This is a genomic window from Sphingopyxis sp. GW821-FHT02C12 (assembly GCF_059421785.1).
Genome location: NZ_JBWKVQ010000002.1, coordinates 579,329 through 605,164, shown reverse-complemented (window position 1 = coordinate 605,164; position 25,836 = coordinate 579,329). Strand labels below are relative to the sequence as shown.

The 25,836-nt window shown below is 65.6% G+C and carries 37 protein-coding genes; 24 read left to right on the top strand and 13 right to left on the bottom strand.

All coding sequences use genetic code 11. The features are described 5' to 3' along the window. Positions 1–242 precede the first annotated feature (242 nt). Complete coding sequence (locus AC07U1_RS18195) at positions 243–449, top strand: cold-shock protein (RefSeq protein ID WP_331135568.1); 207 nt, start codon at positions 243–245, stop codon at positions 447–449. Between the two features lie 107 nt (positions 450–556). On the opposite strand, the gene AC07U1_RS18190 is transcribed toward AC07U1_RS18195, so the two are convergent. Both AC07U1_RS18190 and AC07U1_RS18185 read right to left on the bottom strand, forming a co-directional pair. Further along, positions 557–1,015 carry a hypothetical protein gene (locus tag AC07U1_RS18190; RefSeq protein ID WP_495197770.1) on the bottom strand — a complete coding sequence of 153 codons (459 nt, stop codon included), beginning with the start codon at positions 1,013–1,015 and terminating at the stop codon, positions 557–559. Beyond that, positions 1,012–1,371 (bottom strand): hypothetical protein, encoded by a 360-nt coding sequence (locus AC07U1_RS18185; RefSeq protein WP_495178043.1) that lies wholly within the window; start codon positions 1,369–1,371, stop codon positions 1,012–1,014. Before AC07U1_RS18185 ends, AC07U1_RS18190 begins: the two co-directional genes overlap by 4 nt. A 322-nt stretch (positions 1,372–1,693) precedes the next feature. Here AC07U1_RS18185 and AC07U1_RS18180 point away from each other — a divergent pair, with 322 nt between their 5' ends. The 9 genes from AC07U1_RS18180 (at position 1,694) to AC07U1_RS18140 (ending at position 5,683) form a co-directional block, all read left to right on the top strand. Then, the gene (locus AC07U1_RS18180) at positions 1,694–2,149 is read left to right on the top strand and encodes a PA2169 family four-helix-bundle protein (RefSeq protein WP_495178044.1); all 456 of its coding nucleotides are present in this window, start codon (positions 1,694–1,696) and stop codon (positions 2,147–2,149) included. A 127-nt stretch (positions 2,150–2,276) separates the two neighbouring features. Further along, positions 2,277–2,540, top strand: coding sequence for a DksA/TraR family C4-type zinc finger protein (locus tag AC07U1_RS18175; protein ID WP_166939459.1), 264 nt, complete (start codon positions 2,277–2,279; stop codon positions 2,538–2,540). Between the two features lie 259 nt (positions 2,541–2,799). Further along, complete coding sequence (locus AC07U1_RS18170) at positions 2,800–2,970, top strand: DUF1328 family protein (RefSeq protein ID WP_084758191.1); 171 nt, start codon at positions 2,800–2,802, stop codon at positions 2,968–2,970. 138 nt (positions 2,971–3,108) lie between these two features. Next, positions 3,109–3,288, top strand: a complete 180-nt coding sequence (locus AC07U1_RS18165) for a hypothetical protein (RefSeq protein ID WP_495178045.1) — start codon at positions 3,109–3,111, stop codon at positions 3,286–3,288. A 361-nt stretch (positions 3,289–3,649) separates the two neighbouring features. After that, positions 3,650–4,054, top strand: a complete 405-nt coding sequence (locus AC07U1_RS18160; protein ID WP_495178046.1) for a PRC-barrel domain-containing protein — start codon at positions 3,650–3,652, stop codon at positions 4,052–4,054. 6 nt (positions 4,055–4,060) lie between these two features. Beyond that, a complete protein-coding gene (locus AC07U1_RS18155) occupies positions 4,061–4,390 on the top strand; it encodes a hypothetical protein (RefSeq protein WP_495178047.1) in 330 nt (109 codons plus the stop codon). After that, entirely contained in the window at positions 4,390–4,887 is a 498-nt protein-coding gene (locus AC07U1_RS18150) for a GFA family protein (protein ID WP_495178048.1), read from the top strand. Before AC07U1_RS18155 ends, AC07U1_RS18150 begins: the two co-directional genes overlap by 1 nt. Before the next feature lie 192 nt (positions 4,888–5,079). Beyond that, positions 5,080–5,211: a hypothetical protein gene (locus tag AC07U1_RS18145; RefSeq protein ID WP_495197769.1), complete on the top strand. Its 132-nt coding sequence runs from the start codon at positions 5,080–5,082 to the stop codon at positions 5,209–5,211. Then, positions 5,204–5,683 carry a hypothetical protein gene (locus tag AC07U1_RS18140; RefSeq protein ID WP_495178049.1) on the top strand — a complete coding sequence of 160 codons (480 nt, stop codon included), beginning with the start codon at positions 5,204–5,206 and terminating at the stop codon, positions 5,681–5,683. Before AC07U1_RS18145 ends, AC07U1_RS18140 begins: the two co-directional genes overlap by 8 nt. A 24-nt stretch (positions 5,684–5,707) precedes the next feature. Here the strand turns inward: AC07U1_RS18140 and AC07U1_RS18135 are convergent, their stop codons facing one another. From AC07U1_RS18135 to AC07U1_RS18125, 3 genes are read right to left on the bottom strand one after another with little or no spacing between them, the layout of a single operon-like run. Further along, positions 5,708–6,595 (bottom strand): ATP-grasp fold amidoligase family protein, encoded by an 888-nt coding sequence (locus AC07U1_RS18135; RefSeq protein ID WP_495178050.1) that lies wholly within the window; start codon positions 6,593–6,595, stop codon positions 5,708–5,710. Positions 6,596–6,623: 28 nt separating this feature from the next. Further along, complete coding sequence (locus tag AC07U1_RS18130) at positions 6,624–7,448, bottom strand: transglutaminase-like domain-containing protein (RefSeq protein WP_495178051.1); 825 nt, start codon at positions 7,446–7,448, stop codon at positions 6,624–6,626. Then, positions 7,442–8,383 (bottom strand): transglutaminase family protein, encoded by a 942-nt coding sequence (locus AC07U1_RS18125; RefSeq protein ID WP_495178052.1) that lies wholly within the window; start codon positions 8,381–8,383, stop codon positions 7,442–7,444. Before AC07U1_RS18125 ends, AC07U1_RS18130 begins: the two co-directional genes overlap by 7 nt. 14 nt (positions 8,384–8,397) lie before the next feature. Here AC07U1_RS18125 and AC07U1_RS18120 point away from each other — a divergent pair, with 14 nt between their 5' ends. Together AC07U1_RS18120 and AC07U1_RS18115 are read left to right on the top strand one after the other, a co-directional pair. Next, positions 8,398–9,174: an N-formylglutamate amidohydrolase gene (locus AC07U1_RS18120; protein ID WP_495178471.1), complete on the top strand. Its 777-nt coding sequence runs from the start codon at positions 8,398–8,400 to the stop codon at positions 9,172–9,174. A 93-nt stretch (positions 9,175–9,267) separates the two neighbouring features. Then, positions 9,268–9,507 (top strand): DUF3606 domain-containing protein, encoded by a 240-nt coding sequence (locus AC07U1_RS18115; RefSeq protein WP_331136186.1) that lies wholly within the window; start codon positions 9,268–9,270, stop codon positions 9,505–9,507. A 200-nt stretch (positions 9,508–9,707) separates the two neighbouring features. On the opposite strand, the gene AC07U1_RS18110 is transcribed toward AC07U1_RS18115, so the two are convergent. Further along, positions 9,708–10,271 (bottom strand): type 1 glutamine amidotransferase domain-containing protein, encoded by a 564-nt coding sequence (locus AC07U1_RS18110; protein ID WP_495178053.1) that lies wholly within the window; start codon positions 10,269–10,271, stop codon positions 9,708–9,710. A gap of 133 nt (positions 10,272–10,404) precedes the next feature. Here AC07U1_RS18110 and AC07U1_RS18105 point away from each other — a divergent pair, with 133 nt between their 5' ends. The 3 genes from AC07U1_RS18105 to AC07U1_RS18095 all read left to right on the top strand — a co-directional run bounded on the left by AC07U1_RS18105 (position 10,405) and on the right by AC07U1_RS18095 (position 11,725). Then, positions 10,405–10,776: a PRC-barrel domain-containing protein gene (locus AC07U1_RS18105; RefSeq protein WP_166939438.1), complete on the top strand. Its 372-nt coding sequence runs from the start codon at positions 10,405–10,407 to the stop codon at positions 10,774–10,776. 91 nt (positions 10,777–10,867) lie between these two features. Further along, the gene (locus AC07U1_RS18100; RefSeq protein WP_495197768.1) at positions 10,868–11,092 is read left to right on the top strand and encodes a pepsin/retropepsin-like aspartic protease family protein; all 225 of its coding nucleotides are present in this window, start codon (positions 10,868–10,870) and stop codon (positions 11,090–11,092) included. Between the two features lie 24 nt (positions 11,093–11,116). Further along, positions 11,117–11,725, top strand: coding sequence for a flavodoxin family protein (locus tag AC07U1_RS18095; protein WP_495178054.1), 609 nt, complete (start codon positions 11,117–11,119; stop codon positions 11,723–11,725). Here the strand turns inward: AC07U1_RS18095 and AC07U1_RS18090 are convergent. Next, complete coding sequence (locus AC07U1_RS18090; RefSeq protein ID WP_495197767.1) at positions 11,700–12,005, bottom strand: hypothetical protein; 306 nt, start codon at positions 12,003–12,005, stop codon at positions 11,700–11,702. The genes AC07U1_RS18095 and AC07U1_RS18090 overlap by 26 nt on opposite strands. Before the next feature lie 17 nt (positions 12,006–12,022). On the opposite strand from AC07U1_RS18090, the gene AC07U1_RS18085 reads away from it, so the two are divergent. Beyond that, on the top strand, positions 12,023–12,199 hold the full coding sequence (locus AC07U1_RS18085; protein ID WP_167346272.1) for a hypothetical protein: 177 nt from the start codon (positions 12,023–12,025) through the stop codon (positions 12,197–12,199). Positions 12,200–12,291: 92 nt separating this feature from the next. On the opposite strand, the gene AC07U1_RS18080 is transcribed toward AC07U1_RS18085, so the two are convergent. Continuing rightward, the gene (locus AC07U1_RS18080; protein WP_166939429.1) at positions 12,292–12,429 is read right to left on the bottom strand and encodes a hypothetical protein; all 138 of its coding nucleotides are present in this window, start codon (positions 12,427–12,429) and stop codon (positions 12,292–12,294) included. Between the two features lie 110 nt (positions 12,430–12,539). Between AC07U1_RS18080 and AC07U1_RS18075 the strand changes: the two genes are divergently transcribed. Continuing rightward, positions 12,540–13,127: an alpha-ketoglutarate-dependent dioxygenase AlkB gene (locus AC07U1_RS18075; protein WP_495178055.1), complete on the top strand. Its 588-nt coding sequence runs from the start codon at positions 12,540–12,542 to the stop codon at positions 13,125–13,127. A gap of 34 nt (positions 13,128–13,161) precedes the next feature. Here the strand turns inward: AC07U1_RS18075 and AC07U1_RS18070 are convergent, their stop codons facing one another. Then, positions 13,162–13,434 carry a hypothetical protein gene (locus tag AC07U1_RS18070; protein ID WP_166939424.1) on the bottom strand — a complete coding sequence of 91 codons (273 nt, stop codon included), beginning with the start codon at positions 13,432–13,434 and terminating at the stop codon, positions 13,162–13,164. Further along, positions 13,434–13,613, bottom strand: a complete 180-nt coding sequence (locus AC07U1_RS18065) for a DUF3606 domain-containing protein (RefSeq protein WP_495178056.1) — start codon at positions 13,611–13,613, stop codon at positions 13,434–13,436. The genes AC07U1_RS18070 and AC07U1_RS18065 overlap by 1 nt, the downstream gene beginning before the upstream one ends. 313 nt (positions 13,614–13,926) lie before the next feature. Between AC07U1_RS18065 and xth the strand changes: the two genes are divergently transcribed. Both xth and AC07U1_RS18055 read left to right on the top strand, forming a co-directional pair. Next, positions 13,927–14,733, top strand: coding sequence for an exodeoxyribonuclease III (gene xth / locus AC07U1_RS18060; protein WP_495178472.1), 807 nt, complete (start codon positions 13,927–13,929; stop codon positions 14,731–14,733). Between the two features lie 284 nt (positions 14,734–15,017). Next, positions 15,018–15,812 carry a BON domain-containing protein gene (locus AC07U1_RS18055; protein WP_495178057.1) on the top strand — a complete coding sequence of 265 codons (795 nt, stop codon included), beginning with the start codon at positions 15,018–15,020 and terminating at the stop codon, positions 15,810–15,812. A 311-nt stretch (positions 15,813–16,123) separates the two neighbouring features. Here AC07U1_RS18055 and AC07U1_RS18050 read toward each other — a convergent pair whose 3' ends face one another. Next, entirely contained in the window at positions 16,124–16,702 is a 579-nt protein-coding gene (locus AC07U1_RS18050; protein ID WP_495178058.1) for a DUF4142 domain-containing protein, read from the bottom strand. Positions 16,703–16,918: 216 nt separating this feature from the next. Here AC07U1_RS18050 and AC07U1_RS18045 point away from each other — a divergent pair, with 216 nt between their 5' ends. From AC07U1_RS18045 to AC07U1_RS18030, 4 genes are all read left to right on the top strand, one after another. After that, entirely contained in the window at positions 16,919–17,563 is a 645-nt protein-coding gene (locus AC07U1_RS18045; protein ID WP_495178059.1) for a murein L,D-transpeptidase catalytic domain family protein, read from the top strand. Positions 17,564–17,685: 122 nt separating this feature from the next. Beyond that, positions 17,686–19,086 carry a L,D-transpeptidase family protein gene (locus AC07U1_RS18040; RefSeq protein ID WP_495197766.1) on the top strand — a complete coding sequence of 467 codons (1,401 nt, stop codon included), beginning with the start codon at positions 17,686–17,688 and terminating at the stop codon, positions 19,084–19,086. Between the two features lie 364 nt (positions 19,087–19,450). Continuing rightward, a complete protein-coding gene (locus AC07U1_RS18035) occupies positions 19,451–20,242 on the top strand; it encodes a Crp/Fnr family transcriptional regulator (RefSeq protein ID WP_158500048.1) in 792 nt (263 codons plus the stop codon). 33 nt (positions 20,243–20,275) lie between these two features. Further along, the gene (locus AC07U1_RS18030) at positions 20,276–20,527 is read left to right on the top strand and encodes a DUF6894 family protein (RefSeq protein ID WP_495178061.1); all 252 of its coding nucleotides are present in this window, start codon (positions 20,276–20,278) and stop codon (positions 20,525–20,527) included. A gap of 14 nt (positions 20,528–20,541) precedes the next feature. Here the strand turns inward: AC07U1_RS18030 and AC07U1_RS18025 are convergent, their stop codons facing one another. Both AC07U1_RS18025 and AC07U1_RS18020 read right to left on the bottom strand, forming a co-directional pair. Then, the gene (locus AC07U1_RS18025) at positions 20,542–23,073 is read right to left on the bottom strand and encodes an HWE histidine kinase domain-containing protein (RefSeq protein ID WP_495178062.1); all 2,532 of its coding nucleotides are present in this window, start codon (positions 23,071–23,073) and stop codon (positions 20,542–20,544) included. Beyond that, positions 23,070–23,543, bottom strand: coding sequence for a biliverdin-producing heme oxygenase (locus AC07U1_RS18020; RefSeq protein WP_495178063.1), 474 nt, complete (start codon positions 23,541–23,543; stop codon positions 23,070–23,072). Before AC07U1_RS18020 ends, AC07U1_RS18025 begins: the two co-directional genes overlap by 4 nt. Positions 23,544–23,806: 263 nt before the next feature. On the opposite strand from AC07U1_RS18020, the gene AC07U1_RS18015 reads away from it, so the two are divergent. Next, a complete protein-coding gene (locus tag AC07U1_RS18015; protein ID WP_495178064.1) occupies positions 23,807–25,825 on the top strand; it encodes a PAS domain-containing protein in 2,019 nt (672 codons plus the stop codon). Positions 25,826–25,836: the final 11 nt, after the last annotated feature.

Genomic DNA, 25,836 nt, shown 5'->3' with positions numbered 1-25,836 from the left:
ATATAAATATCTTCTCTCAATTTCTGATAATGGAAATTATTTCGATAATTATACGCCATCATCGGCGAGAGATCGCGAGACAATTTATTGACATTTTGAAAGATCGAACTATATATTTTTTTGCTAACGTCGCCTGCGACGGAATTTTGATACCCCTCCGGGGCGATTTTTCCCTTCTCACGCTTCCAGCTCTGTCCCGCACTTTCGCGGACAGGTTCCTGTTTTCGTGAAAGGAAACATCCATGCCGATCGGCAACGTAAAATTCTTCAACAGCGACAAGGGCTATGGCTTCATTTCGAATGAAGACGGCTCGGGCGACAGTTTCGTCCACGCGACCGCCCTCGAACAGGCCGGAATGGCGACACTCGAAAAAAATCAGCGTCTTTCCTACCAGCTGGAAAAAGGCCGCGACGGCAAGATTTCCGCGGTCAATCTCGAAACCGCCTGAGCCGGGCCGTGCCGGCGAGCAGCTTCGCGGCCGTGCGTCGGCACCTCCACGCTTCGCGGCGCATCTCCGCCCGCGACGCATTTCCCGAACATCGGAACCGACATGTTTCAGAACAACGATATCTTCCCGAGCCTCGGCGGTCTCTCGCTCGCCGGCAGGCCGATCCGCTTCACCGGCATGCCGGGCCTCACGAGACGCCGCCGCCAAAAAATACGGTCTTTCATCGCCAAGCTGCTCGGCTGACCAAGGGAAACGCCATGCCCGCTACCATTGACCTTTATCTCGACCATGCCCACCGATGCGAGGCCGATGCGGCGCGCGCCGACCTTGCGCACGTACGCGCGCGTGACCTGCGTTCCGCTGCCGCCTGGCACGCCATGGCCGCTCGCCGGCTCAAGTTCGAGCAAGCGAGCGCGGACAGGGGTCGGCTCGCCAATGACGTTCGCGCGCAATGCCTGGCCTAGGCTGGTTCCCAAAGCCTCTCGTGCCTTGTCTGTTCGCCTTATGGTTTTTTTCTGTCGCAGGCTGCTCCGATAGCCCGATACCCGGCCAAGGCGCCGCGTCACCAGGGCCCGAGCAACGGAGCCCCGATTCCGGCGAAGGAGCCTATCAGGCGGCCGAAGACCAACTCTCCTTTCAAAAAGCCGAAAGCGGCATTCTGCCGCCGGACGTCGTATTGCAGATCAAACCGCGATGCCGCGCGCTGGTCATAGCGCATGAGGCGGCACGATCGCGCGGCATTCCCGCGCCGGTGGAACCCGGCCCGGATATGGATCAAGGCAACGCCGAGCGGAGTGCGATAATATTCGTCGATCGGCCCGCAGCGCCATCGGCAGAAGATATCGCGCAGACCGAGATCGAGCGGCAACGAGCCCTGCGTCGTCTGTGCGAGAAGTTGGGATTTATCCGGCAGGTCGATCATCGATAATCCGGCTCGGCATCGGACCCGTCGGCGCTGTTCATCAAGCCACAGAAGCGGAACCGCAATCCCGTCAGAATGATTGGCCGCGTCTCCTGACATCCTTGAGACGATAGGGCGTCAGGAGACGGGTTGCCAGCAGTACGCGGCACCGCAGCTTAAGTTGCGGCAGTTCGGTTCGAGACTCCGAGACATCGTCAGCCGCCCTATCGTCATGATGCAGGTTAGTTTCCGCCCGCCCTTCGCAACCCTCGCGCGCGATAGTGGTTGGGGATCGTACGGCCCTCGAAACTTCGATGGCGTCCCCTCCCAGAAGGATATCACAATGTTCGATAACAAGAATGTCGCAACGCTCAATTCGCTGATCGCGACAACGCTCGACAGCGTCGATGGCTATCGCAAGGCGGCCGAAGAAGCGAATGCCGCGCAGTTCCGGGACCAGTTTCTGAGCCGCGCCAACGAGCGTCAGACCATCGTCGCGAATTTCCAGGCGAAGGTCCGCGAACTTGGCGGTAACCCCGAGGACGACGGTACCGTGCTCGCGTCGGCGCACCGCGCTTTCCTCGGACTGCGCGACAAGCTGACCGGCGAGCGCGACGATTCGGCGGTCGTCGCCGAGGTCGAGCGCGGCGAGGATCACATCAAGGCGAAGTTCGAAATCGCGCTGAAAGACGACGATCTCGACCCCGCAGTGCGCCAGCTGATTCAGACCGCCTTTACCTCGGTGCGCGAAGGCCATGACCAGATGTCGGCGCTGAAGCACGGGCTCAACGCGAGCTAGTCTCCGCCGTCGAACATCGACATGAAGCGGCGGCCCGGCGAAAGTCGGAGCCGCCGTTTTCACGCCCGCCCGCAAGACGGCCGGGAGCTTCCGCGGCGAGCGCGCGTTTCATCGACGGAGACAGGCCATGGCCAATGGTTGGGCGCGCGACGGCGCCGTGCAGGATCAGATCGACGATACGGTGTCCGACGCGGTAAAGAATGCGCGGGCGCGGCTTCCCGCTGGCAAGGGGACCGATTTTTGCGACGATTGCGGAGCGGAAATACCGGCAGCGCGCCGCGAGGCGTTACCCGGAACGCGAACATGCGTAGCCTGCCAGACGTCACGCGATGCATCGGTCCGACCGGCGGGCATCAACCGCCGCGGCAGCAAGGACAGTCAGCTGCGCTAATCGCCCGAGAGCCGCAACTCCCTGCGCGGCCGTCTCGCAGCGGAGTCGGCCGCGGGCAATCTTCGACCGCCGACGGACACGTGTCCCGTGCGACCTTCCGTTCGATTCCGCCGAAGGCTGCCTGCTCGACGAGACGCCGGAACCTTGGCTCGCGGCTGGCGTTGACCCCATATCCGGACAGGATGATTTGGCGGCGCCGCGAAGCTCGTGCACCCTGACGCGCGGGCAGCAGCTGCGTGCGTCTCGACAGGAGACTTACATGTTCAGATGGGCCATCATTTTCGCGGTCGTTGCACTGGTCGCGGCACTCCTCGGTTTCGGCGGCATTGCCGGGCTCTCGGCCGATTTCGCCAAGATCCTGCTGGTCGTTGCGGTCGTGCTCGTCATCGTCGGCTTTGTTTTCGGCCGCGGGGGACGCAAGCTCCCGTGAATATCCGGGATCGCTTCGCCTCTCTCGGCCGCGGTCCCTGACGATGCCGGCGGTCTCATGCGAGCCCGCCGGCAAGCCGTTGATTCCGGGCATCCAGCAGCAGCGGCCTTACCCTATCCGGAGCGGAATCACCGCGGAATGAACCTTATCAATCTGCTTTTGGTGCCGCTTCTCGGCCTGGCTGGATATTACGCCTTCGCGTCGGGATTGGCATATGTCCGCGCCCGCAAATGGGTGAATGGCGTGTTTGCGATGACCGCCGCGACGCTGCTCGCAGGCTGCGGATCCTATTTGATTGCCAGAGCCATGATCTTATGACGGAGACAGTTCCGACCGCGTTCACGCCGCCTATCTTGGCAAGCCGCTCAATACGCCGGCGATGTCCAGGTTGCTGGCCGGTGCGTCGTAGGCGACCTGCATGGTCGGCGCCGTTCGCTCTCGCGCCGCGCCTCGTGGCCGCCGCGCGGCGAATTTCGATCGAGATGAGCATGGATTGACCCGAGCGGCCACGGCCCTTCCCTCTTTTTGCCCCCGGGCGGTGCCGGGGCCGGCGCCGCAGCGGAACGTCGGGCATCGTGGTTCGTCCGCCCCCCATTTGCATCGCAAGACCCGTCGTTCGCTCGCAACCACGGATGGATCGCACGCGTTGAAGCCGAACCCTTTCCGAAAGGATGACCCGATGCGAACGATCATGCTTGCCGCCCTGTCCGCCACCTTGCTGGCCGCCTGCTCCGATGCGAACGAGGCCGCCGAGGAGAGGCTGGAGAAATCCGCCGAAACGAGCGCGAGCGTCGCGGGGCCGGTCCCCGCAGCCTTCGGCCTGAGCGAGGCCGGGCTTCTCAACGCCGATATCGTCGGTGCGGACGGCAAGGAGGTTGGCGACGTCGCGCAGGTGCTTCGCGCCGCGGACGGCAAGGTGGATCGGCTTCTGGTCGAAGTGGAGGGAAGCAATCCCGACCGCTATGTCGAACTTCCGATTCTCGGCCTGCGCACCGTGGTGAACGGCGACGACACCGATCTTGCCACCTCGTTGACGCGAGCCGACCTCATGGCGATGCCCGAAGTTCCCCTTCCGAAGCCATAGGCCGATATGGCCGATCATCCCGTCACGCCCGATGGCCGCTACCTGGTGGTGCGCGAACGGCTCTGGCGCCGCGCGAACCCCGCGCTCGGCACCAGCGAAAGTGAACGGCTGGTGCAGAGCCTCATGACCGCGCGGCGCGCGGTCGCGGCGGCAAAAATGTCCGGCGATACGCTCGCGCTGCGCAAGGCGCGCGCCGGCGTCGATGCGAGCAAGCAGGCGCTTGGCGAGCGCGGTCCGGTCTGGTGGACCGACGGCGCTCCCGACTATAACCGGCATATGGCGCGCAACACGCCTTATGCCGACTGGTTCGCGGCGCAGTCCGGGGAAGGTCGCTGATGCCGATTACGCTCGAAGGCTCCTGCCATTGCGGCGCAGTGACGTTCACGGTCGAAAGCAATACGCCGGTTCCTTATCAGCGCTGCTATTGTTCGATCTGCCGCAAGCAACAGGGCGGTGGCGGCTATGCCATCAATCTGGGTGCCAATGCGGCCTCGCTCAGGGTCGAAGGCGAGGCGAAACTCGGCACCTATCGCGCACGGATCGCCGATGCGGAGCATGAGCGCTGCGAGCTTTCCGGCGGAAGGCGGCGGTTCTGCAAGGACTGCGGGGCGGCGCTCTGGCTCTACGACCCCGCCTGGCCCGATCTTGTGCATCCGTTCGCGAGCGCGATCGACACGCCCCTGCCGGCGCCTCGATCCTCGGTGCATCTGATGCTCAAATATAAGGCGGACTGGGTCGCGCCCGATATCGCGCCGGCGGACGAGAGCTACGCGCTCTACCCGCGATTATCGATCGCCGAGTGGCACCGGACGAACGGCGTCTGGATCGACTGATCCACCCGGCGCCGCGTGCCGTTTTCCGGATGCCGCCGCACGCGGGACGCGGTCTCGCGCCTGTCCGTCGCAAGGTCGCCGCTTGCCCTTCCTCGCCCGGACCGCGCCGCGCGACGCGATCGCCATCGGGCAAGCAGCTTTTCTTGGCGCCATGCGTAATGTGCCACGAGGCATTTTACCGGAGGCAAGCTCATGGAGACGCCGTGGATGATCGCAGGCGGGCTGGCCGCGGCGGCGATCGCCGCAACAGTGGCGATCGCGAAGCTGCGCGCGCATCGGCGCGCCTCGAACCGACTGATCTGGAGGCAGTGGCGACGTGCTTGATCTCGATTCCACCCCCGCATCGGGCGGTCGCGAGGCCGACTTTCATCCGGCGCTTCGCGTTGCCGAGGCTCCGCCGGCCCGGGATCGGATCGGCGAAATCGCCGACTGGGTGCTGGCGAACGTTCCGTGGACGGTCCCGGTCCCCGACTGGCCATGCTTTCACGATCGCTGGCCGCTGCTGTCGCGGCGCGACCTTGCAGCGGTGGAAGCCGAACTGCAGCGGCGCGGCGCGGCGCTCGATGCCCCGGCCGCCGATCTGGACGCAATGGCCGCGCGGCTGACGGGCCGCACGACCTGTTGCGCCGCCGCAGCCGACTGGCTGACACTGAACCCGGCCGCCGCCATCACCGATCCCGAATTCGTCCGGCGATTCAGCCTGTTGTCGCGCGCCGAACTGATCCTCGCAGCGATCGAGCATCGGCGCCGCATCGTCGAGCGCTTGTCCGGAGGGGAGCCGCGCGCGACCCGGTAGGCGCGCGCTGGCCGGCCGGCGATATCAAGACGTCCCGAGGCCGGACCGATCCTGCATGGCACGCAGCCACAATCGCCCGAGCTCGATATCGATCCAGTCGGCAGCGAACGGATCGAACCCCGATCCGGGGTACAGGCAAAATTCCCCGAACCTGGGCTTTCCGTCGACCTCGTAGAAGTCGACACGCAAAAACGCCGTATCGCGGGCCAGTGCTTCGGCTGCCTCGAGCATCGCGGCAAGCGATGCCGGTGCCGGTGGCCGGTCGGCACATGCCACCAGCTGTCGCCAGCCACGGTCGTGCAGGATCCAGCGGTGGCGGCCGCCGCGATCGAGATGGACCTGCACATGTGTCGCCGTCCCGCCGAACACATAGATCTTATAGTCCACGGGCAGCGGGAGCGCGCCGCCCAACAAGGGCTCGGCGATCAGTCCGCGCGGGACGCCCCGATAGGCCCATTCGTCGAGCCATATCCCGTAAGGCCTTCGCTGCCAGCGCGCAGCCGTGCGCTGGAGGCGGCGCCATTCGCGCGCGCTCGGCAGATCGCACAGCACCGCATATTGATTGCAGCCGTGCCGTGCCTTCAAAATGGCGGGCACGTCGAACGGGAGCGATGCCGGCAGCGCTTGCCCGTGCCACAGCGTCGGGATGATCCACTCCGTCCCGAGGCGCGCGGACACCATGGCCTTCACGCCGAGCTTGTCGAGGAACTGCGACTGTCGCGGCGAGCGATCGGTGAGCTTTCGCCGCTGTACCAGCTCGGTGAAGCGGGTCGGCGCGTCGAGGTCCGGATAGCGGCGGTGCCGCCATAGATAGCTTGCGACGACGCGCCACCGCGCAAGCGACGATCCGGTCTCGGCCGCCGTGCCGTCGGCATCGCCGACGAACGGTATCGCGCGGTCCATCGCCGTCATGGCCGGGCCGCTCCCCGCTGCCGCCCCGTCATGACGCGATATCGTCCGTATCGACCTCGTCGGTATGAACCTGGAAGGATATGACGCGCGCCGGGCCAAAGGCGGTGGTGAGCGCGGTATCGGTTGCGTCGCGCCCGCGCGCCATCAGGATGCGTCCGATGCGCGGCCGGTTATGCCGCGCGTCATATGTATACCAGTCGCCACCGATATAGACATCGAACCAGGCCGAAAAATCCATGGGAGCATCGACCGGCGCGATGCCGATATCGCCCAGATAGCCGGTGCAATAGCGCGCGGGGATATTCATGCAGCGGCATAAAGTTACCGCGAGGTGCGCAAAGTCGCGGCACACGCCCTGCCGCTCCTGATAGGCGTTCCACGCGGTCTTGTCCGGGCGCGCATGTTCGTAGCCGAAGACGATATGGTCGTGGACGAAGGCGACGATCGCATCGACCCGGTCGCGCGCCGAGGCGAGATGCGCGAACTCGGCCCAGGCCACCCCCATGAGCCGGTCGGTCTCGCAGTAGCGGCTGCCGAGCAGATAGATGAGGATGTCGTCGGGCAGATCCTCGACCGGGGTCGGTGCCGCATCGGGCGGGCGCGCGTCGACGAGCCCGCTGTCCTCGATCACGAAATCGGCGGCGAGCGTCACCCCGCCCGCGGGCACCGTCAGGCGCGTGCAGATGTTCCCGAAGCTGTCTTCATAATTGTAAATGGGAATGACGGGAGACGTCTCGATCTGCTGCGGGGTCTTGAGGTCCTTCTGGCGGGACGGATGGATGCTGAGCATCGCCATCATCGGCGTCGGGTTCGCGGTCTCGAAGCGGATCTCGTATCCGGCCCTGATCAACATCTGGCAGCATTCCTTGCAACGTGGGTCCGGCCCGAAGCGGCGATATCGGTCTCGCCCGCGGCGGCATCGCCGAGCTCGACGTCGACGGCGACGTCCATGCCGATGTAACTTGCGGGATAGCCGCTCCAGCTGCCCGAGAGCGGCACGGCCTGGTACGGATCGCGCGCGACCGCGACGCGAACAAGCCCCCGGTTTCCGACAATGCCGTTGGTCGGGTCGAACTCGATCCAGCCCGATCCGGGCAGAAAGACGCGGACCCAGGCGTGGGTATTGCCGCCGCCGACGCGCCCTTCGCTGCGGCCGGGATTGTAGACGTAGCCCGAGACGAAACGCGCGGCGAGACCGAGCGCGCGGACCGCCTCGATCATCAGCACCGCGAAATCGCGGCAGGTTCCCTGCCGGCGAGACAGCGTCTCGATCGGGGACTGCGTGCCTTTTTCATGCCGCGGCACATAAGTGAAGCTGCGCTTGATCGTCGTCGCCATGTCGGTGAGCAGGCCCAGCGTATCGGTCGGACCATGATCGTTCAGAAACCCGTTCGCCCATTTGTCGACGATGCGGCCGACGTCGAGATATCCACGCTCGATCGAGCGAAGCAGGTCGGGCATGTCTTCCGAGGCATAGGTGAAGGGGAAGTGCCGGGCATAGTCCTCGATGTCGATCCGGTCGCTCGCGAGGGGCGCGTGATCGAGTGTCATTTCGCTCACCACGCGCAAGGCGTTCGCGCGCTTGTCGAACAGCGCGATCGCGACCGAATTGCCGAGCACGTCGTGCAACCATCGCAGCTCGCAAGGATGGGGTGAAATGCGAAGATCCGCTTTCACGAGACGCTGGTCGAAACTCTCGCGCGGGCGCATCATGATCCGGTGCTCGCCGAAGGCGACGGGCTGGCGGTATCTATATTCGGTCGTATGGCGGATCGTGAGCCGGGGCATGGGAGACTTTCGTGATGTCGCTGTCGGACAGCCTCTTGCTCGCAGACGAACCGGCGCCCGCTCAGTGGGTCAACGCAGGCGGACGCGCTCCGTTCCTCCTGCTCGGCGATCATGCCGGCAACGCGATTCCCCGCGCGCTCGGCACGCTGGGCCTGTCCGGACAGGATCGCGAGCGCCACATCGCTTGGGATATCGGAGTTCATGCGCTCGGCGTCGCGCTCGCCGAGGCGCTCGACGCGCCCTTCCTCTTCCAACCCTATTCGCGGCTCGTGATCGACTGCAACCGCGACCCGGCGCACCCCGAGACGGCGCCAGCCATATCCGACGGCAGCGCGATCCCGGGCAATCGCCGGCTTCAGGCCCGTGACCTTGCGGCGCGGATCGCGGCCATCCACGCCCCCTATCATGCCGAAATCGCGGCGGAGATCGCGCGGCGCGGCGCGGCGGCGCGGCCGACGATCCTGCTCGCGCTCCACAGCTTCACGCCCGCGCTCGGCGGCCGCGCCCGTCCCTGGCACGCTGGAGTCCTCTACGATCGGGGCGACACACGATTTGCCGAGGCACTGCTCGCGGGACTGCGCGCGCAAGCCGACCTCGTCGTCGGCGATAACGAGCCCTACCGCATGGATGCCACCGACTTTAGCGTCCCGCACCATGCCTATCCGGCCGGCCTCCCTTATGCCGAAATCGAGGTCCGGCAGGACGGTCTCGAAATGTCCGCCGGCGTCGAGCGCTGGTGCAAGATGCTGCACCGCGCCTGCACGGCAGCGCTGCCCTCCGTTATCGCCTGACCGGCTTGTCCGTTCACCGCAGACCCGGGAACGGAGCGCGCCGGACGCGCGTTCAACAGACGGCGGTTTTCGACGCCGACGGGATGGAGCAGGATGCAGGCACAAATCGTACCGGACGGCGGCCGGATCAATCGCAGCAGTGTGGACGCGATGCGCGCTTGGTCGGCGATCCTCGGCGTTACCCAGGTCGAAATCCTTGTCGCGGTCGCCGCGGTCGGTCCCCGATATCAGGATGTGCAGGCTTATCTCGCCGAAGATTTCTGCTTTTCGAGCCGCGAAGGCGAAACCGCGCTGGCCCCCGTCCCGCCCGAGGCGAGCAGTCTCGCCGCCTGACGGCAACGCCCAGGCATTATGATCACACGGCCGTTTCGCGCCGATGTCCACGCGGGGTGCCAAAGGGGACATGAGAGCGCGGCGTTTTCCGGGGCGCCCCCGACGATCGCAACGACCGTCATTGTTTCGCGCCGACGTCGCCGGCGTCCGCGGGAGCGCGCGCCCGGCAGCGCCCCGCGCACGCTGTTCCCGGCGCGCGCTCAGTCGGCGTGCGCCGCTGCGTCGGCGACGGCGGTTATGATCGCGTTGCAGAAGGCATCGAGATCGTCGGGACACCGGCTCGTGATGAGGTTGCCGTCGACGACGACGGCTTCGTCGACCACATCGGCGCCTGCGTTCGCGACATCGGTACGGATCGATTTGTAGCTCGTCATGCGGCGCCCTTTCGCAAGGCCCGCCTCGACGAGAAGCCAGGGTGCATGACAGATGGCGGCGACGGGCTTGTCGGCCGCTGCGAAGCCTTTGATCAGCGCGATCGCCGCCGTCTCGACGCGCAGAAGATCGGGATTGATCTGTCCGCCAGGAAGAACCAGCGCATCATAATCGTCGATGTCGACGTCGGCGATCGCGAGATCGACCTCGATGTCGTCGCCCCAGTCATCTTCGTCCCAGCCGGTGATCTCGGCCGTGTCGAGCGAGGCGATATCGACGGTGGCGCCCGCCTCGCGCAGCCGCGCGAGCGGCACCTCGAGTTCGGACTGTTCGAAGCCATCGGTGGCCATGATCAGGATGCGATGCGCGGAGAGAGGGGTCGAGGCTGCCATGGTAAAACTCCTTGTCTGTTCCTGTGACAATGCGCGGGAGAGTCAGATGTTGCCTCGCTCATCCCGTCTTTGCCCGCCCCGCCGGAACCCCCGCGCGGCTCGCCTGTTGTGAGGATGACCACAAGGAGGCCCGATGACCGATATTGACGAACCGACCCAGCTGCTGTGCCAGTCGAACAAGGCCGACACGATGGGGGTCAAGACGCGTGACGGCGACAAGCTCGGATCGATCCACGCGTTCATGATCAACAAGCGAACCGGCCAGGCGGTCTATGCGGTACTGTCCATCGGCGGCTTCCTCGGCATGGGGAAAGCCTATTATCCCCTGCCCTTCCGCCTGCTCGCATTCGAGGCGACAAGCGATTCCTATGTCGTGACCATCGACCGGCGCGTGCTCGAAGGCGGCCCGAGCTGGGCCGCCAATGCGCCGCTGTTCGATCAGGCCTATGCCGATCGTGTCGCAAGCTATTACGAGGTCGCCAAGGAAGATTTGACGCTCGGCTAGGCCGGCGCGCTCCGTTCTCCGGGCATTTCTCACCCACCCAGTGGAAATCGTGGTTCCACAAGCCTCGGCCTCTATGACCGGAGATCGGTCCGTGCGGGCCGATACCGCAACGCTCGACCGTTTCGAAACCGGGCGCATCGAAGCAAGAAAGCTCAAGGTCGTCATCTCGCGGGCTCTCCGCGATAGTGTCGCGCCCGGCATGAATTTGCTGTCCGCGTTCCAGTCCTGGCGCGTAGAGGGCGGCACCCTCATCCTCGTTCTCCCGCGGAAGACACCGACCGGCCAGTGGAACCGGCACCCGGACCGATCATTGTAGGGAGGGGGCTCAAGGAGACGTCCCGTGCCCTCGCTCACCGCATCCGCCATCAACTGCTCGCTCTCGGCGAAGGGGCGCAAGAGTTCGACCGACGCCATGATCGCGGTCCTTGCCGAGCATTTCGCCGAGCATGACATCGAGGTCGGCGACCCGATCCGCATCGCCGCACACAAGGTCAAATGGGGCGTCTCGTCCGACGAGGGCGACGGCGACGCCTGGCCAGCTATCCGTGAGCGGATCCTCGCCTCCGACATCCTCATCTTCGGCACCCCGATCTGGATGGGGCAGCCATCGAGCGTCGCAAAGCTCGTGCTCGAACGCATGGATGCGTTTCTCGCGGAGACCGACGAGGCCGGCCGCATGCCGAGCTATTCGAAAGTCGCTGTCGCGGCGATCGTCGGCAACGAAGACGGGGCGCATCATGTCTGCGCCGAACTGTTCCAGGCGTTGAACGACGTCGGCTGGACGATCCCGGCGGTCGCGGGGTGCTACTGGGTCGGCGAAGCCATGGGATCGGTCGACTTCAAGGATCTCGACCACCGCCCGCGCATGATCACGAAGACCGCGAAGATGGTGGCGGCAAACGCAGCGCATCTGGCGGGTCTTCTCAAGCGATCGCCCTATCCCGGATGACGCCGTCACGGTGCGGCACCGCAATGGCGGCACGCGAAACGCACGGCCGGGTCTTCTTTGCGGAGATGGAAATCGTGCGCCGCGAGCCCTCCGGCGAGGGGCGCAGGCGGCCCGCGGCGGCACGAGATTGATCGCACATGGCACCGGCAGACCCGGGGATCTCCGCATGACCCGTGCAGGATTTAAACCCCGGAATATCGCGAAAGTTGCGCCGCGAGATGAAGATAAATTCTCCGGCCGGAACGCAACTTTCGATACCGCTCGCCGGTTTTTTCCGCATCAACGAAGGAGATGATCATGAGCGTCAAAGGACAGATCAAAGAAGCCGCCGGTTATGTGAAGGAAGAAGCCTTCGAGAACGGCGACAGCCCCGAGGCCAAGCGCAAGGCGCAGGAAGGCCGCGACCTTCGCAACGAAGGCCGCATCGAAGATGGCAAGCCGCCGAAGACCGGCACGCCGGGTACCGAAAACTAGGAATCCTCCGCCACTCCTACCGTGGCAAACTTGGCCCGCTTCGGCGGGCCTTTTATCGGCCCGCAGACCGCCGTCGCCCCCTCGACGTCGGGTCACATGTCGGTAATGCGGATATCCTCGCGCGCAGGCACATTCGGTACGCCTTCGGGCATATCCACCCTGATATGGAGGTCGTCGAAATTTTCGGCGATCGACGCGACATCGATTTCGAGCCGATAATTTTTACACATCGGCGGTGGTCCGTTGCCCTTGCGACTCCCTACCGTTCCCATTATGTTCCAGACATGGGCATCGCGCCAACGCCTTTCGGGCCGCTGCGCAAGCAAGCCGGACTTCCGCTGTGACCCGGCCCGCCGCAGGGGTACCGCCGCCGCCGCAGGGAGACCTTTTCGGCCCTGCGCTTCTTCCCGGCCTGACATACGCCGACGAGGTCGTGAGCGCGAGCGAAGAGAAGGAGCTTGTCGCGCGCATCGAAACCGCCGGACTGGCGCCATTCCAGTTCCAGCAATGGGAAGGCAAGCGCCTCACCCGCTCGTTCGGCTGGACATACGACTTCCAGACCGGCCGCTTCGCCCCGGGCGAGCCGATCCCCGACTGGCTCGAGGACGTTCGCGGCCGCGCCGCAGGATTTGCGGGTATCGACCCCGCGTCCCTCGAGCAGGCGCTCGTCATTCAATATGGTCCGGGCGCGGGCATCGGATGGCACAAGGACCGCCCGGTCTTCGGGCACGTCATCGGCCTCTCGCTCGGCGCGCCCGCGACCATGCGCTTCCGGCGGAGGGGCGGCACCAAGTTCGAGCGCGCGACGGCCGATCTCGCGCCGCGATCGATTTATCATATGCAGGGCGAAGTCCGCGATGACTGGGAGCATAGCATTGCGGCAATGCATGCGCCGCGCTGGTCGGTTACCTTCCGAAGCCTTCGCTGACCGGCCGCCGCGGCCGGCAAGCGGTGCGGCGCGGTCAGTTGTCGGCGATCGTCTCGTCCTCGATCGCCGCGCGGATCATCCGCTCCCAGACGTCGCCGTCGCCGACCGCGAGCATGCGCCCGCTCGGCTCGCGCAGCGTGCGCAGGACGGCCAGGGCGGCGTCGGTATATTCGGGCCAGAGATCGTTGACGGCTTCGCCTGCCGAGGCGAGGTCGCCTTCGGCATTCCGGCTGAGCGCATGACCCGCGAGCGCGCGCGCGATGCGCTCGACGGGCGCGGTCGCCGCGCGATCATGTTCGCGCGCCATCACGGACACCTCAGATAGGCACGCACGGCGTCGACCGAGTTGCCGACCGCGTCGACCGCCTCGCGCAGTTCGTCCTCGCTCACGCCGAGAGTCGCCATCCAGTCGCGGACCTCATGATCTTCACCAAGGCCGATCCGGTCGCGGTCAGGCGAACCGACGCTGTTCATCTTCACGGTCATGCTGCGCTCCTGATTGATGCCCGGTCAACGCCCGCTGGCATAAAGGGTTGCCGCGCCGGGACGGAACGAAGCACGCCTCTTCGAGTAGTGACGTCATGTCCCGCCCCTCCACCCGGACGTCGGCGCCCGCGCCTGTCCCGTCACCGCGACCGGCGGCCCTGCCCGACGCGGTGGCGAGCTCCGGCATCTTCTCCACGACGGATTTCGACGGTTGCCGCGCGCCGACCATCGTCGGCAAGACAAAGGTGCGTCTGGAGCGCGCCAGCACCGGGCTCGCAGGCCGCGGCGGTGCCGATCGCAAGCTTCCGGACCTGTGAAAATCGCGACCTTCAATGTCAACGGGATCGGCGGCCGCTTGCCCATCCTCCTCAAATGGCTCGCCCTCGCCGAGCCCGACATCGTCGTACTGCAGGAACTCAAGGCGCCGCAGGAAGCCTTTCCGCGCGCGGCCATCGCGGAGGCGGGGTACCAGGCGATCTGGCATGGCCAGCGCCGCTGGAACGGGGTTGCACTCCTCAGCCGCGTCGGCGAAATCCACGAGACCCGCCGCGGCTTGCCCGGCGATCCAGGAGACGAGCAAAGCCGTTATATCGAGGCAGCGGTCGGCGGCGTGCTGATCGCGGGCCTCTATCTCCCCAACGGCAACCCCCGTCCCGGCCCCAAGTTCGACTACAAGCTCGCCTGGATGGAGCGCCTCGACGCGCACCTCGCCACTCTCGTCGACCTCAAGGCGCCGGTCGTTGTCGTCGGCGACTTCAACGTCATCCCGACCGACGAAGATGTCTACAAGCCCGAGCGCTGGAAGGACGACGCCCTCTTCGCACCAGAAGCGAAGGCCGCATTCAAGCGCCTGCTCGATCAGGGCTGGACCGACGCGATCCGCCATCTTCACCCGGATGAGACCCTCTATACGTTCTGGCCTTATTGGCGGAACGCCTTCGCGCGCAACGCCGGAATCCGCATCGATCACCTGCTGCTCAACCCTCTCGCCAAGGCTTTGCTCAAGGCCGCCGAAGTCGATCTTCGCCCGCGCGGGTGGGAGAAAACCAGCGATCACACGCCCGTCTGGATCGAGCTTGCCGAGCCGGCGAAACGCAAACGCGCAAAGCGAGTCGCGTGACCCGAGCCGATGCCATCCGCCACGAGTAGGGCTGCCGCGCGGAGCGATGAACGGCGCCCGCCGCGCGCGACATAGGCAACGTTTCGCTCGCGCGCGGGCTGGTCGCGCGAGGATGCGAGAGCCTGTGCGAGGCGATTTTTCCCGAGGCCGGGCGTATCCGCCGAACGGGCCGTCGCAGGGCGTTCGATTGGGGGAACTTCCGCCAAGCCGACGCGTCAATTCGTCAGGCTTGGGGGTTGCCGCCCCAGGCAACCTGCCCGCCGTCCAAGATGAGGAGACGCAAGATGGACAGGTTTGACGACCGCACCCCGCTCTGGGATTATAGCGACAATCGAAGCCCCGATGACCGCGATGCAGCCCCGCGCTGGGACCGTGCCCGTGCCGAGGAAGCGGCTCGCACCTATGTCGCTGCCGAGGAAGGCGACGATCGTTCGCGCGACCGGTACAGCCAGCAGCGCCGGGATCGCGCAAATTATCGCCGCGAAAGCGGCCAGCGCGAGCGCTATGGCGCCGACTACGCGCGCGAGCCGGGTGGTCGCCGCCAGGACTATTATGGCAGCCGAAGCGACTATGACCGGTATCAGGACGCCGCGGGCGACGCGCGCGGCGGCGCTTGGGATCGTTCGGGTTTCGGCTGGCCCGCCGAACTCGGTTACCCGCCCGCACCCGGCTACTCGCCTTATGGGCGCTCGAACCCGACGCGCGAGCGCGATTATCGCTCCGACGGGCGCGGGTTCCTGGAGCGCGCCGGCGACGAAGTCATGTCCTGGTTCGGCGATCGCGATGCGCAGCGCCGGCGCGAGCTCGACCACCGGGGCCGGGGTCCCAAAAACTACGCACGATCCGACGAGCGCATACGCGAGGATGTCAATGACCGGCTGACCGAAGATGTGTGGATCGATGCTTCCGAGATCGAGGTGAGCGTCGCCGATGGCGAGGTGACCCTCGCCGGCACGGTAGAAGACCGCCGTGGGAAGCGCCGCGCCGAGGATATCGCCGACGGCGTCTCGGGCGTCAAACATGTGCAGAATAATCTGCGCTACACCTCGGGCGTCGTCAGCCCGAAGATCCAGAGCTGAGCTCCAGCCTCGAATGAGGGAGCGGGTGGTGTCCCGCTCCCTTTTTCGGTACGCAAGCGGCCGGGAGCGCGGCACATATGGCTAGCTCCCGACCCGACGCCTCTTCACGATCGAAGGCGCGCGCTGGCGCCCCGCTGCCCCGGCCGTATTGCTTCGACGACTCCGATTATCGGAATGGCAGGGTCGACGGCAAAGCCTCTCCTGCCCGGCGGCAACGCGAGCTGCAATCCGATGAGACGGGGCCGCGGCCCGCGGTCGCGACCCCGCAACCGTCCCGCGCCTGGAGGGAGCCCGAGCGCGAGCCGATCGGATCAGCGCTTCGCGGCAAGCTTGCCAAGTTCGGCGCGGTGCGCCTCGACGACCGGCACGATTTCGGAAGCCGCCTTCTTCAGGCTCGGCGTGTCCCCGCTCGCAGCATAAGCCTTATGAAGCGCGAGCGCGGCATCATGCGCGGCCGTCTGGTTCGCGAGATAAAGCGCGTCGATCGAGGCCGCGTCGGCGGCCTTGATATCATCGAGCATCTTCTGCTGGTCGGCATCGAGCTTTGGCGGGGCGACATCGATCTTCGCCTCGGCCGCCGCGGCCTTCACTTTCGCGGTCGACTTGGCGTGATTGTCGATCATCATCTGCGCGAAGGCCTTCACGTCTGCGTTGGTCGACTTGGCAAGCAGCGCCTTCGAGGTTTCGATTTCCCACATGTCGCCGGCGCCGGCCTTGGCGATATAACCCGCCGCGTCGACCGGGGTCGCCGGCGTGCCGGCGGGCGCGGTCATTTCGGCGGGAGCAGCCTGATCCACCGTTGCCGTTTCGGCGGGAGGCGGTGCGGAGTCGTTGTTCGACCCGCAAGCCGCCAAAAACACGGCGAGGCTGAGAACAGAGGCGTTTTTCATCGGAATTCTCCAAGACAAGTCGCCCGCCCCGCGATGACCCAGCAACGTGGCGCACGGGAGGAGGTTCCCCCGCCGGAGCGGTCGTCCGCGAACGGTTCGGCCATGCGCGCGCACGGTGCGGCGCGTCCGGCGCCTGGCGGGCCTTCAATCGCTCCGCCGGTCGCCTATATGAAGCCAATGACCGACCTGCCCTTTCGACCGGGCCGGCGAACCCTGATGATGTCGGGCGCAGCGGTAGCGGCCAGCCTCCTGACCCGCTCGACCGCGGGACCGCTTTCGAGCGTCTTGCCGGAGCGACCCGTTGCCGTGGCTCCGTCGCCGCGTCCGCGAACGCAGAGCATCAGGGACGCCGCACTCGATCCGCAGCTGCTGCGCAAGGCGCTTGCAGCGCTCGACAGCCACGCCGGCGCGATCCGGCACCGCGACCGCATCGCCATCGTCGATTTTGCGGCGCCTTCGTCCGACGCGCGTTTCCACTTCCTCGACGTGGCGAGCGGCCAGGCGTCGCGGCTGCTCGTGGCGCACGGAAGCGGATCCGATCCGCGGCATACGGGCTGGGCCGAGCGCTTCTCCAACGCGTCGGGATCGAACGCGTCGAGCGAGGGTGCGTTTGTGACCGGCGACTATTATGTCGGCAAGCATGGCCGCTCGCAGCGGCTCGCCGGGCTCGACCCGACCAACGATCATGCGATGGAGCGCGCGATCGTCATTCACGGCGCCTGGTACGCCGATGAGACCATGATTGCGGCGCATGGCAAATTGGGACGCAGCCAAGGCTGCTTCGCGGTGGGCGATGCGTGCCTCGACGCGGTGTTCGACCATCTCGGGACGGGCCGGCTGCTGTACGCGGCCCGCGCCTAGGCAAAATCGCCGACAATATATCACCCGGTTCGCGACCGCGCCGGAACGCCGCCTCCGCTCCCGGGTTATCTCTTCAGGCCGCCGAGGAGATTTGCGTGCGTTATGGTGTGATTGCGTGTTCGTTGCTTGCCCTGTCCCTTACCCTTTCCGGATGCAATTCCTCATCCAGCTCCTCGCCATCGGGCCTGACCGCCGAAAATGCCCGCTGGACCGACGCCACCGCGAAGCAATTGCGCGCCGCGATCGATGGCCGCGCCGCGCATGGCCTCGACCGGATGCGCTTCGAGATGCCCGAAGACACAAGCGACCAGGCCGCGCTCACGCAAAGCGCGCTCCGATATGCGAGCGCCCTGGCGCGCGGTGCGTCGGATCCGGCGAAGCTTAGCGACATCTACTCGGTTCCGCGGCCGAACCCGAATTTGAAGAACGGCCTTGCCGAGGCGCTTGCCAGGGGCAAGGTCGACGACTGGCTCGGAAGCCTCGTACCGCAGGACGATAATTATCGGGCGCTTTCGAAGGCCTATCGCGTGCTGCGCAAGGCGAACGAGGCCCCGGCGACCGCGATTCCCGACGCGGGAAAGCCGCTCGACCCGGGAGCGCGCGACGCGCGCGTTCCTGCCATCGCACGCCAGCTTGTCGCCTCCGGTTATCTCGACGCGGGCGCGGCGCAGGGAGAGACCTACAGCCCCGATATGGTGAAGGCGGTCCAGCGGATGCAGGCCGATTATGGCATCAAGGCCGACGGCGTAATCGGCAGCGACGCGCTTGAAATTCTCAATCTTTCGGACGGCGACCGCGCCCGCACGCTCGCGGTAGCAATGGAGCGACTACGCTGGCTCGACCGCGATCCCCCCGCGACCCGCATCGACGTCAACCTCGCCTCCGCGCGGCTCGCCTATTGGCGCGACGGCAAGCTCGCCGACACGCGCAAGGTTGTGGTCGGCAAGCCCGAGACCGAGACCCCGCAGCTCGGATCGCCGATCTACCGGCTTGTTGCGAACCCGACCTGGACCGTCCCGCGCTCGATCCAGAACAAGGAGATCGCAGGAAAAGGCTCCGCTTATCTCCGCCGCAACAACATGATGTGGAAAGACGGCTGGATCGTCCAGAAGCCCGGGCCGAAGAACTCGCTCGGCCTCGTCAAGTTCGACATGCAGAACGAGCATCAGATCTACCTTCACGACACGCCCGCGAAGCAGTTGTTCAGCGAGGTGCAGCGCCAGCGCAGCCATGGCTGCGTCCGCGTCGAGGATGCGCTGGGCTTCGCCGCGATGCTCGCGAAGGATGAGGGCATTTCGGCCGCGTGGGAGAAGGCGCGCGCCACGGGCAAGGAAAGCTTCGTTCCCCTGCCCCGCCCGATCCCGGTTCGCCTCACATACCAGACGGTCCTGTTCGACGATGCGGGCGAGCTCGTCATCCGCGCCGATCCTTATGGCTGGAACGACCGTGTGGCGGCCGCGCTCGGCTTCCCGGCGAGCGAAGGCCATCGCCTCCGCCCGTCGGGCTCCGATGTCGGACCGTGAACCGATGAAGCGCCCTGACGCGCAGAGCGTTGGACAAGGGCCATCGAACAAGGATTTTGCGCAACCGCATACCGTGCGATCGAAGGATGCAGAGCGGTTTCCCCTGATAAAAAGACACCCGCCCGTTGTCCCGGGCGGGTGTCAGAAGAAGATATCTGTCCTCAAAAGAGGAAGAGCTCTTCAGGGTCGCGCGCCGCATGTACTGCGCACCGGATCGTCGTGATTGTACCGGGGCGCCAAAAGAGACACCGCTCGCTCGACAATGCGTCCCCACGCCGGGCTGCGAAGCCGCTATCGCCTACGGGAACGCTTTTCGAACCGGTCTGTTTGAGCTTCGATGAGTTGCAACGAACCGGAGGGGCATGTGCACAGGGAAATCGACGCGCCGTTTCGCTGGATGGGCGACGCCGTCCAGGCGCACCGACATGGTCGCCTTGGCATCTTCGTTCGCAAGCTGATCAGTCACAGCCGCCTTTCCGCCGACGATCAGGCGGCCATCGCATCGCTACCCTTCAGCATCAAGACCCTCGAACCGAATGATCATATCCTCCGCGAAGGCGAGCGCGCGGAAATCTGTCCGGTGCTGCTGTCGGGCTTCGCCTACCGGCAAAAAATTTCCGCCGATGGCGGCCGGCAGATCGTCGCGCTCAAGATTCCGGGCGATCCGCTCGATTTCCAGTCACTCTATCTCGACCGCGCCGACCACAATCTCCAGGCGCTTACCAAGGTCGAGCTTGCGATCTTCGCGCTGAAGGATCTCGAAAACCTCGTAGCGCCGCGCCCTGGTCTCGCACGCGCGGTGCTCGTCGACATTTTGATCGAAGCTTCGATCGGGCGCGAATGGCTTCTCAACATCGGTCGCCGCAATGCGCTGACCCGCCTCGCGCACCTGCTTTGCGAATTGCTATACCGGGTCGAGCAGATCGCCGGCGAGACGATCGGCAATTTCGAGCTGCCGCTGACGCAGGAACAACTCGCCGACCTGCTCGGCCTGACCCCGGTTCACATCAACCGGACATTGCGGGAACTCGAGAAGGAGGGCGCGATCCGGCGCGTGTCGCGGCGTGTCTCGATCGCCGATATCGCCACGCTGCACAGAATTGCCCAATTTTCCGATATTTACCTGCATCGAAACCAGAGTTCGGCGGTTGTCTGAGCAAGGGCGGGCCATGATTGGAGACGCCTGCCCATGCCCCGCTATTTTTTCCATCTTTTCGACGGCGCCGAGGAGATCGACGCGCAAGGCAGCGAGCTCGACGACGATGCGTCGGCCCTGCGCGAAGCGATCCGCTTCGGCGGCGGCCTGCTGAGCGACGACCCCGACATGCTCGTCCGCGACAAGGGGCTGCGGATCAACGTCACCGATGAAAACGGCGAGTTGAACTGCGCGCTGATCGTGCAGATCGTCGACGCCAAATGGCGACCGCCGCCGGGCGACTAGACGCCTGCGGCCCTTCAGCCCAAGACGAGCCTGAGCTTGTCGAGCAGCGCATCGCGCTCGAAGGGCTTTCGCACAACGGGCACCGCGGCCATGTCGTCGGGGATCGCGCCGTCGTCGCCATAACCCGTGGCGAAGAGAAAGGGAGTGCCACGCTCTGCGAGGAGGCGCGCGATCGGCTCGGACGTCCCCTGCCCGAGGTTGATGTCGAGGATCGCAAAATCGGGAAGACTGCCCGCAAGAAAGTCGAGCGCGTCGCGCGACGAGGTCAGCGTGTTGAGCACGGTTACGCCGACATCTTCCAATATCTGCTCGAGATCGATCGCAATGAGAAGCTGGTCCTCGACGATCAGCGCCGTCTTGCCCTTGAGGTCGAGATTGTCGTGACGGTCGACCATCGGCAGCTCCTCGTTCGTGAACGCCGCCTCGGCCTGACGCAGCGCGACGAAGCGCGACGGCAGGGTGAAGTCGGCCTCGAGCCCATCGGGAAGATATTCGATCGCCGCATCGCCGCCAAGATCGAAGGGTATGCTGCGCTCGATGAGCACCGAGCCGAAACCGCGGCGCGCGGGCGCGGCGACGCGCGGACCGCCCGCCTCGCGCCAGGCGATCCGGCATCCGCCAACGGGGGTCAGCGACCAGGTCACCGAAAGCCGCCCGGCAGGACAGGACAGCGCGCCATATTTGGCGGCATTGGTCGAAAGCTCGTGCAGGACGAGTGCCATGATCGAATAGGCGCGCGCGTCCATCCAGATCGCCGGGCCATCCAGCCTCACCCGCTCGCCATCGCCCCAATAGGGCATGAGTTCGGCGTGCAAAAGATCGCGTAGGGCGCCGCCGCCATCGTTGCGCACGACCTGGTCGTGCGCAAGCGACAAGGCCTGAATGCGGCCGCGCAACGATGCAGCGTAATTTTCGAGCGTCTCGCCATCGGCGGTCGGATGCACAACGAGCGAGCGGATCACGGCGAGGATGTTCTTCACCCGGTGGTTGAGCTCCTCGTTGAGCATGCGCTGGCGAAGCTCGGCCTTGGTACGTTCGTCGGCGAGCCGCTCGCTGTGCTGGAGGATGACCTCGACGAGCGCGATGCGCGTTGCCTCGCCAAAGCGTCGCTCCTGCTCGGTCCAGTGCGCGCTCTCGCTGCGCACGGTTTCCTTCCATATCGCGAAGCTCTTGCGCGGCGTCAGCCGATCGCCAAGCGGCCCCGTCTCATAGGTCTTGTCGGGATTTCCCGCCCAGTCGAGCGTGTGGACGAGCTCCTTGCGGAAAAAGAAGAGGAAGTCCCGAGGCCGCTGCGAAAGCGGCACGACGAGCATGCCGGCCGCCATCGGCGCATAATCTTCGGCGCCCGGCACGACATTGGCGAGTTTGTGGGTTGCCCATATCTGGCCATCGGCGACGGTCTCGGAAAAACGCGCGAGCGCGAGAATGGCCGCCTCGGGCGGCACCGACCCCACGACCGACATCTGTCCGTCGAGCCACATCGCTACGCCGTCGCAAGGAATGAGCCCGGCGAACTGCGACAGCTTGTCGCGGAGCAACCCGTTGATGTCATGCGAGCCGACCGTATCGCGCAGGAAGCTGTCGAGTGCCTCGCGCGCGCGGTGCGCCGCGTCCAGCGTTTGCTTGTGTCGCAGCGCATTAAGATGGAGCGAGAAGAATTCGCCGAACATTTCGGCCGCAACGCGCTCGGCCATCGACAAGGTGCGGGGGCTGTAGTGGTGGCACGCGATCAGCCCCCATAGCTCGCCGTCGACGATGATCGAGATCGACATCGAGGCGCCGACGCCCATGTTGCGCAGATATTCGCAGTGGATCGGCGAGACGCTGCGCAGGTGCGCGAACGAGAGGTCGAGCGGTTCGCCCGATGCGTCGAGCGCCGGCTCGACCGGTATGCGTTCGAAATCGGCGTCCGAGATGATCCGGATCGTGTTCTTGAGATAGAGCGCTCGTGCCTGCTGCGGGATGTCGGTCGCCGGAAAATATTGGCCCAGGAAGCTTTCGAGATCGGCGCGCTTCGCTTCGCTCACCACCTTGCCGGCACCGTCGGGCCCGAACTGGTAGATCATCACCCGGTCGTAACCGAGGGCGGCGCGCACCAGCCGCGCACTGTCCTTCGCCAGCCGTCCGACGCCGTCGATTGCCGCAATGCGCCCGATCATCGCGCGCGCCATTTCGAGCGGCGCGGCGAGATTGGCCTCTGCGGGTTCGAACTCGATGATCGCGCTGCCCTTGAAGCGGTGCACCGCGACATCGAAGCGACGGCCGTTTTCCAGTACGCAATCGAACATCAGCGCCGAGCGTCCGCTGAGCTGGGCGCGTCCGAGCGCGTTCCGAATATCGTGCGCGGTCTTTGCACCGAGGACGGACGCAAGGTCGCGCCCGTTGAGATTGCCCGCCGCACCGAGCATGTTGCCGCAGTTGAGCGAATGCCGCAGGATCGTCGCCGCCCCGGCGTCGCAGGCGACAAGACAGCCGTGCGGCTGGATGCTCCCAGGGATGTGGATGGGCTCGCGGTCGCAGTTGGTCAGGTCGACGCCCGTCGTCATACCGTCTCCACAGTATAGATGCCGAGCGCGAAGTCGAAGGCCGCGACGGCGCCGGCGACCACCGCATCGGCTTGACTGTCCGGGATCGTCTCGAGCAGCGCCAGAAAGCGCCTCCAGCGCGCGATGTCCTCCACCTGCCTCGCGAGATGCCGCGCGCCGTAGCGCGCGCCATAACCGAGTGCGGCCGCGCGGCGGACGAGCAGCCGGGCGCCGAGTGCCGAGCCCTCGAGGACATAGGCGATACCGACCTCGCCGCCCCCCCCAAGCGCCTTCGCGAACACGCCTTCGGGGCGCGGCGCCACGTCAAGGTCGGCCAGATCCTCGCGCATCAGGTCCGCCAGCGGCAGAAGCGGCCACCGGGTGCCGCGCGCAAGCAGCGTCTCGACCGGAGCGCGGAACGCGAGACTGTTCGCGACGAAGCGTCCATAGGCCTCGACCGTCGCAAACGACCCGACGGCATCGTCGAGCAATCGATGTTGTGAAGCCGTTTGCGCTCTGAGCGCGCGGCGTAGCGTTTCGTTGGGCAAGGGTTCGTCCGGTTGCGGGCGAGCACAGCACCCTCGAACATTCTGCCATTACGGCAAAGAAACGACTTATCTTATGTTATAACCGGGCAAATCTTCAATCTCTTCGTCGTGCCGGAACTACGGCCTGCCGTCCTCGTTATCGGTCTGGTTCCGGATTATGCACCGTGCAATATCGCGCAGCGCGGGGCAGAGAGAAAGGGCGTTGCGTGAACGAAGGCGGTAGCGGCGTGGGGCCGATCCTCGCGCATATGTTCGAGCAGGCGCCCAATTTCATGGCGCTCCTTCGCGGGAGCGATCACCGGTTCGAACTCGCCAACCCGGCCTATATCGAACTGGTCGGCGGCCGAGACATCGTCGGCCGCACCGTTGCGGAGGCGTTGCCCGACGCCGCAGCGCAAGGATTTGTCGCCATCCTCGACGAGATCTACCGAACCGGCGAGGCCTATTCCGCGCGCGGCGCCCTCTTCCGGCGCCAGGGTCGGCCCGGCGAGCCGGCAAGCGACCATTATCTCGACTTCGTCTACCAGCCGCTGCTCGGGGCAGACGGCAAGGTCGACGGCGTGTTCGTCCAGGGCGCCGATGTCACCGAGCGCTTCCGTGTCCAGCAAGCGCAGCGCGAGAGCGAAGAACTCTACAAGGGTCTCTTCGATGCGATCGACGAGGGCTTCTGCATCATCGAATTCTTCGACGGCCCGCATGGCCCCGACAGCGACTATATCCACCTCGAGGCCAACGCGGCCTACGCACGGCACGCGGGCATCGAGAATGTCGTCGGCCAGAAGCTGCGCGAAATCGTCGGCGACGAAGCCGAAGCCTGGATCGAGCGTTACGGCAAGGTCCTGCGCACCGGCGAGCCTATCCGCTTCCAGCAGGAGCTGGTCGCGACGGGCCGCTTCCTCGAACTGGCGGCGGTGCGCATCGAGCCGCCGAGCCGCAAGCAGGTCGCGGTGCTCTTCCAGGATATCACCGCACGCCGGCGCGCCGAGCTTGCGCTGGCCGAGCTCAACGCGACGCTCGAGCGACAGGTCGACGAGCGTACCGCTGAACTGATGGCCGCCGAGGAGACACTCCGTCACAGCCAGAAGATGGAAGCCGTCGGCCAACTGACGGGCGGCCTCGCGCACGATTTCAATAATATTCTTGCGGGGATCAGCGGCAGTCTCGAGGTGATGGCGGCGCGGATCGCGCAGGGCCGTGTCGCGGAACTCGACCGTTATATTACGGCTGCGAGCGGCGCGACCCGCCGCGCCGCCAGTCTGACGCAGCGGTTGCTGGCCTTCTCGCGGCGACAGACACTCGAGCCGAAGCCGGTCGCCGCGAACAAGCTCGTCGAGGGCATGCAGGAACTGATCGAACGGAGCGTGGGACCGGCCATCGCGGTCGAGACCGCGGGCGCTGCGGGTCTGTGGACGTGCTTCGTCGATGCCGACCAGCTCGAAAATGCCCTGCTCAACCTCTGCATCAACGCGCGCGACGCGATGCCCGACGGGGGCAAGATTACGATCGAGACGTCGAACCGCTGGATGGATGAGAACAGCGCGCAGCAGCGCGGGCTCACTCCGGGCCAATATGTGTCGATTTGTGTATCGGACACCGGGACGGGGATGACGCCCGAGGTTGCCGCGCGCGCCTTCGACCCCTTCTATACGACAAAGCCCATGGGGCACGGCACGGGGCTCGGCCTCTCGATGGTCTATGGTTTCGCGGGCCAGTCGGGCGGCGCCGCCCGCATCTATTCCGAGCCCGGCCAGGGCAGCATGGTATGCATTTATCTTCCGCGCTACGGAGCCGCCGATGCCGCCGAGCAGGCGCGCGAAATCGAGAAGGGCGAAGCGCCGCGATCCTCGGCGGGCGAGGCCATCCTGCTCGTCGACGACGAGCCGCTGATCCGAATGCTTGCGAGCGAGCAGCTCGAGGCGCTCGGCTATCACGTCGTCGAGGCCGAGGATGGCGCATCGGCGCTCAGGCTGTTCGAGAGCCAGGGCCCGTTCGATCTGCTGATTACCGATGTCGGCTTGCCCGGCGGTATGAACGGCCGTCAGCTTGCCGAATCCATCCGTGCGCTCGCGCCCGATCTCGAGGTGCTCTTCGTCACCGGCTATGCGGAGAATGCCGTGCTCAACCACGGCCATCTCGATTCGGGCATGCACGTCATGACCAAGCCGTTTCAGCTCGACCATTTCGCCCGCCGCGTGAAGGCGCTGATCGCGCGCACGGACGACTGACGCGCGTGCCA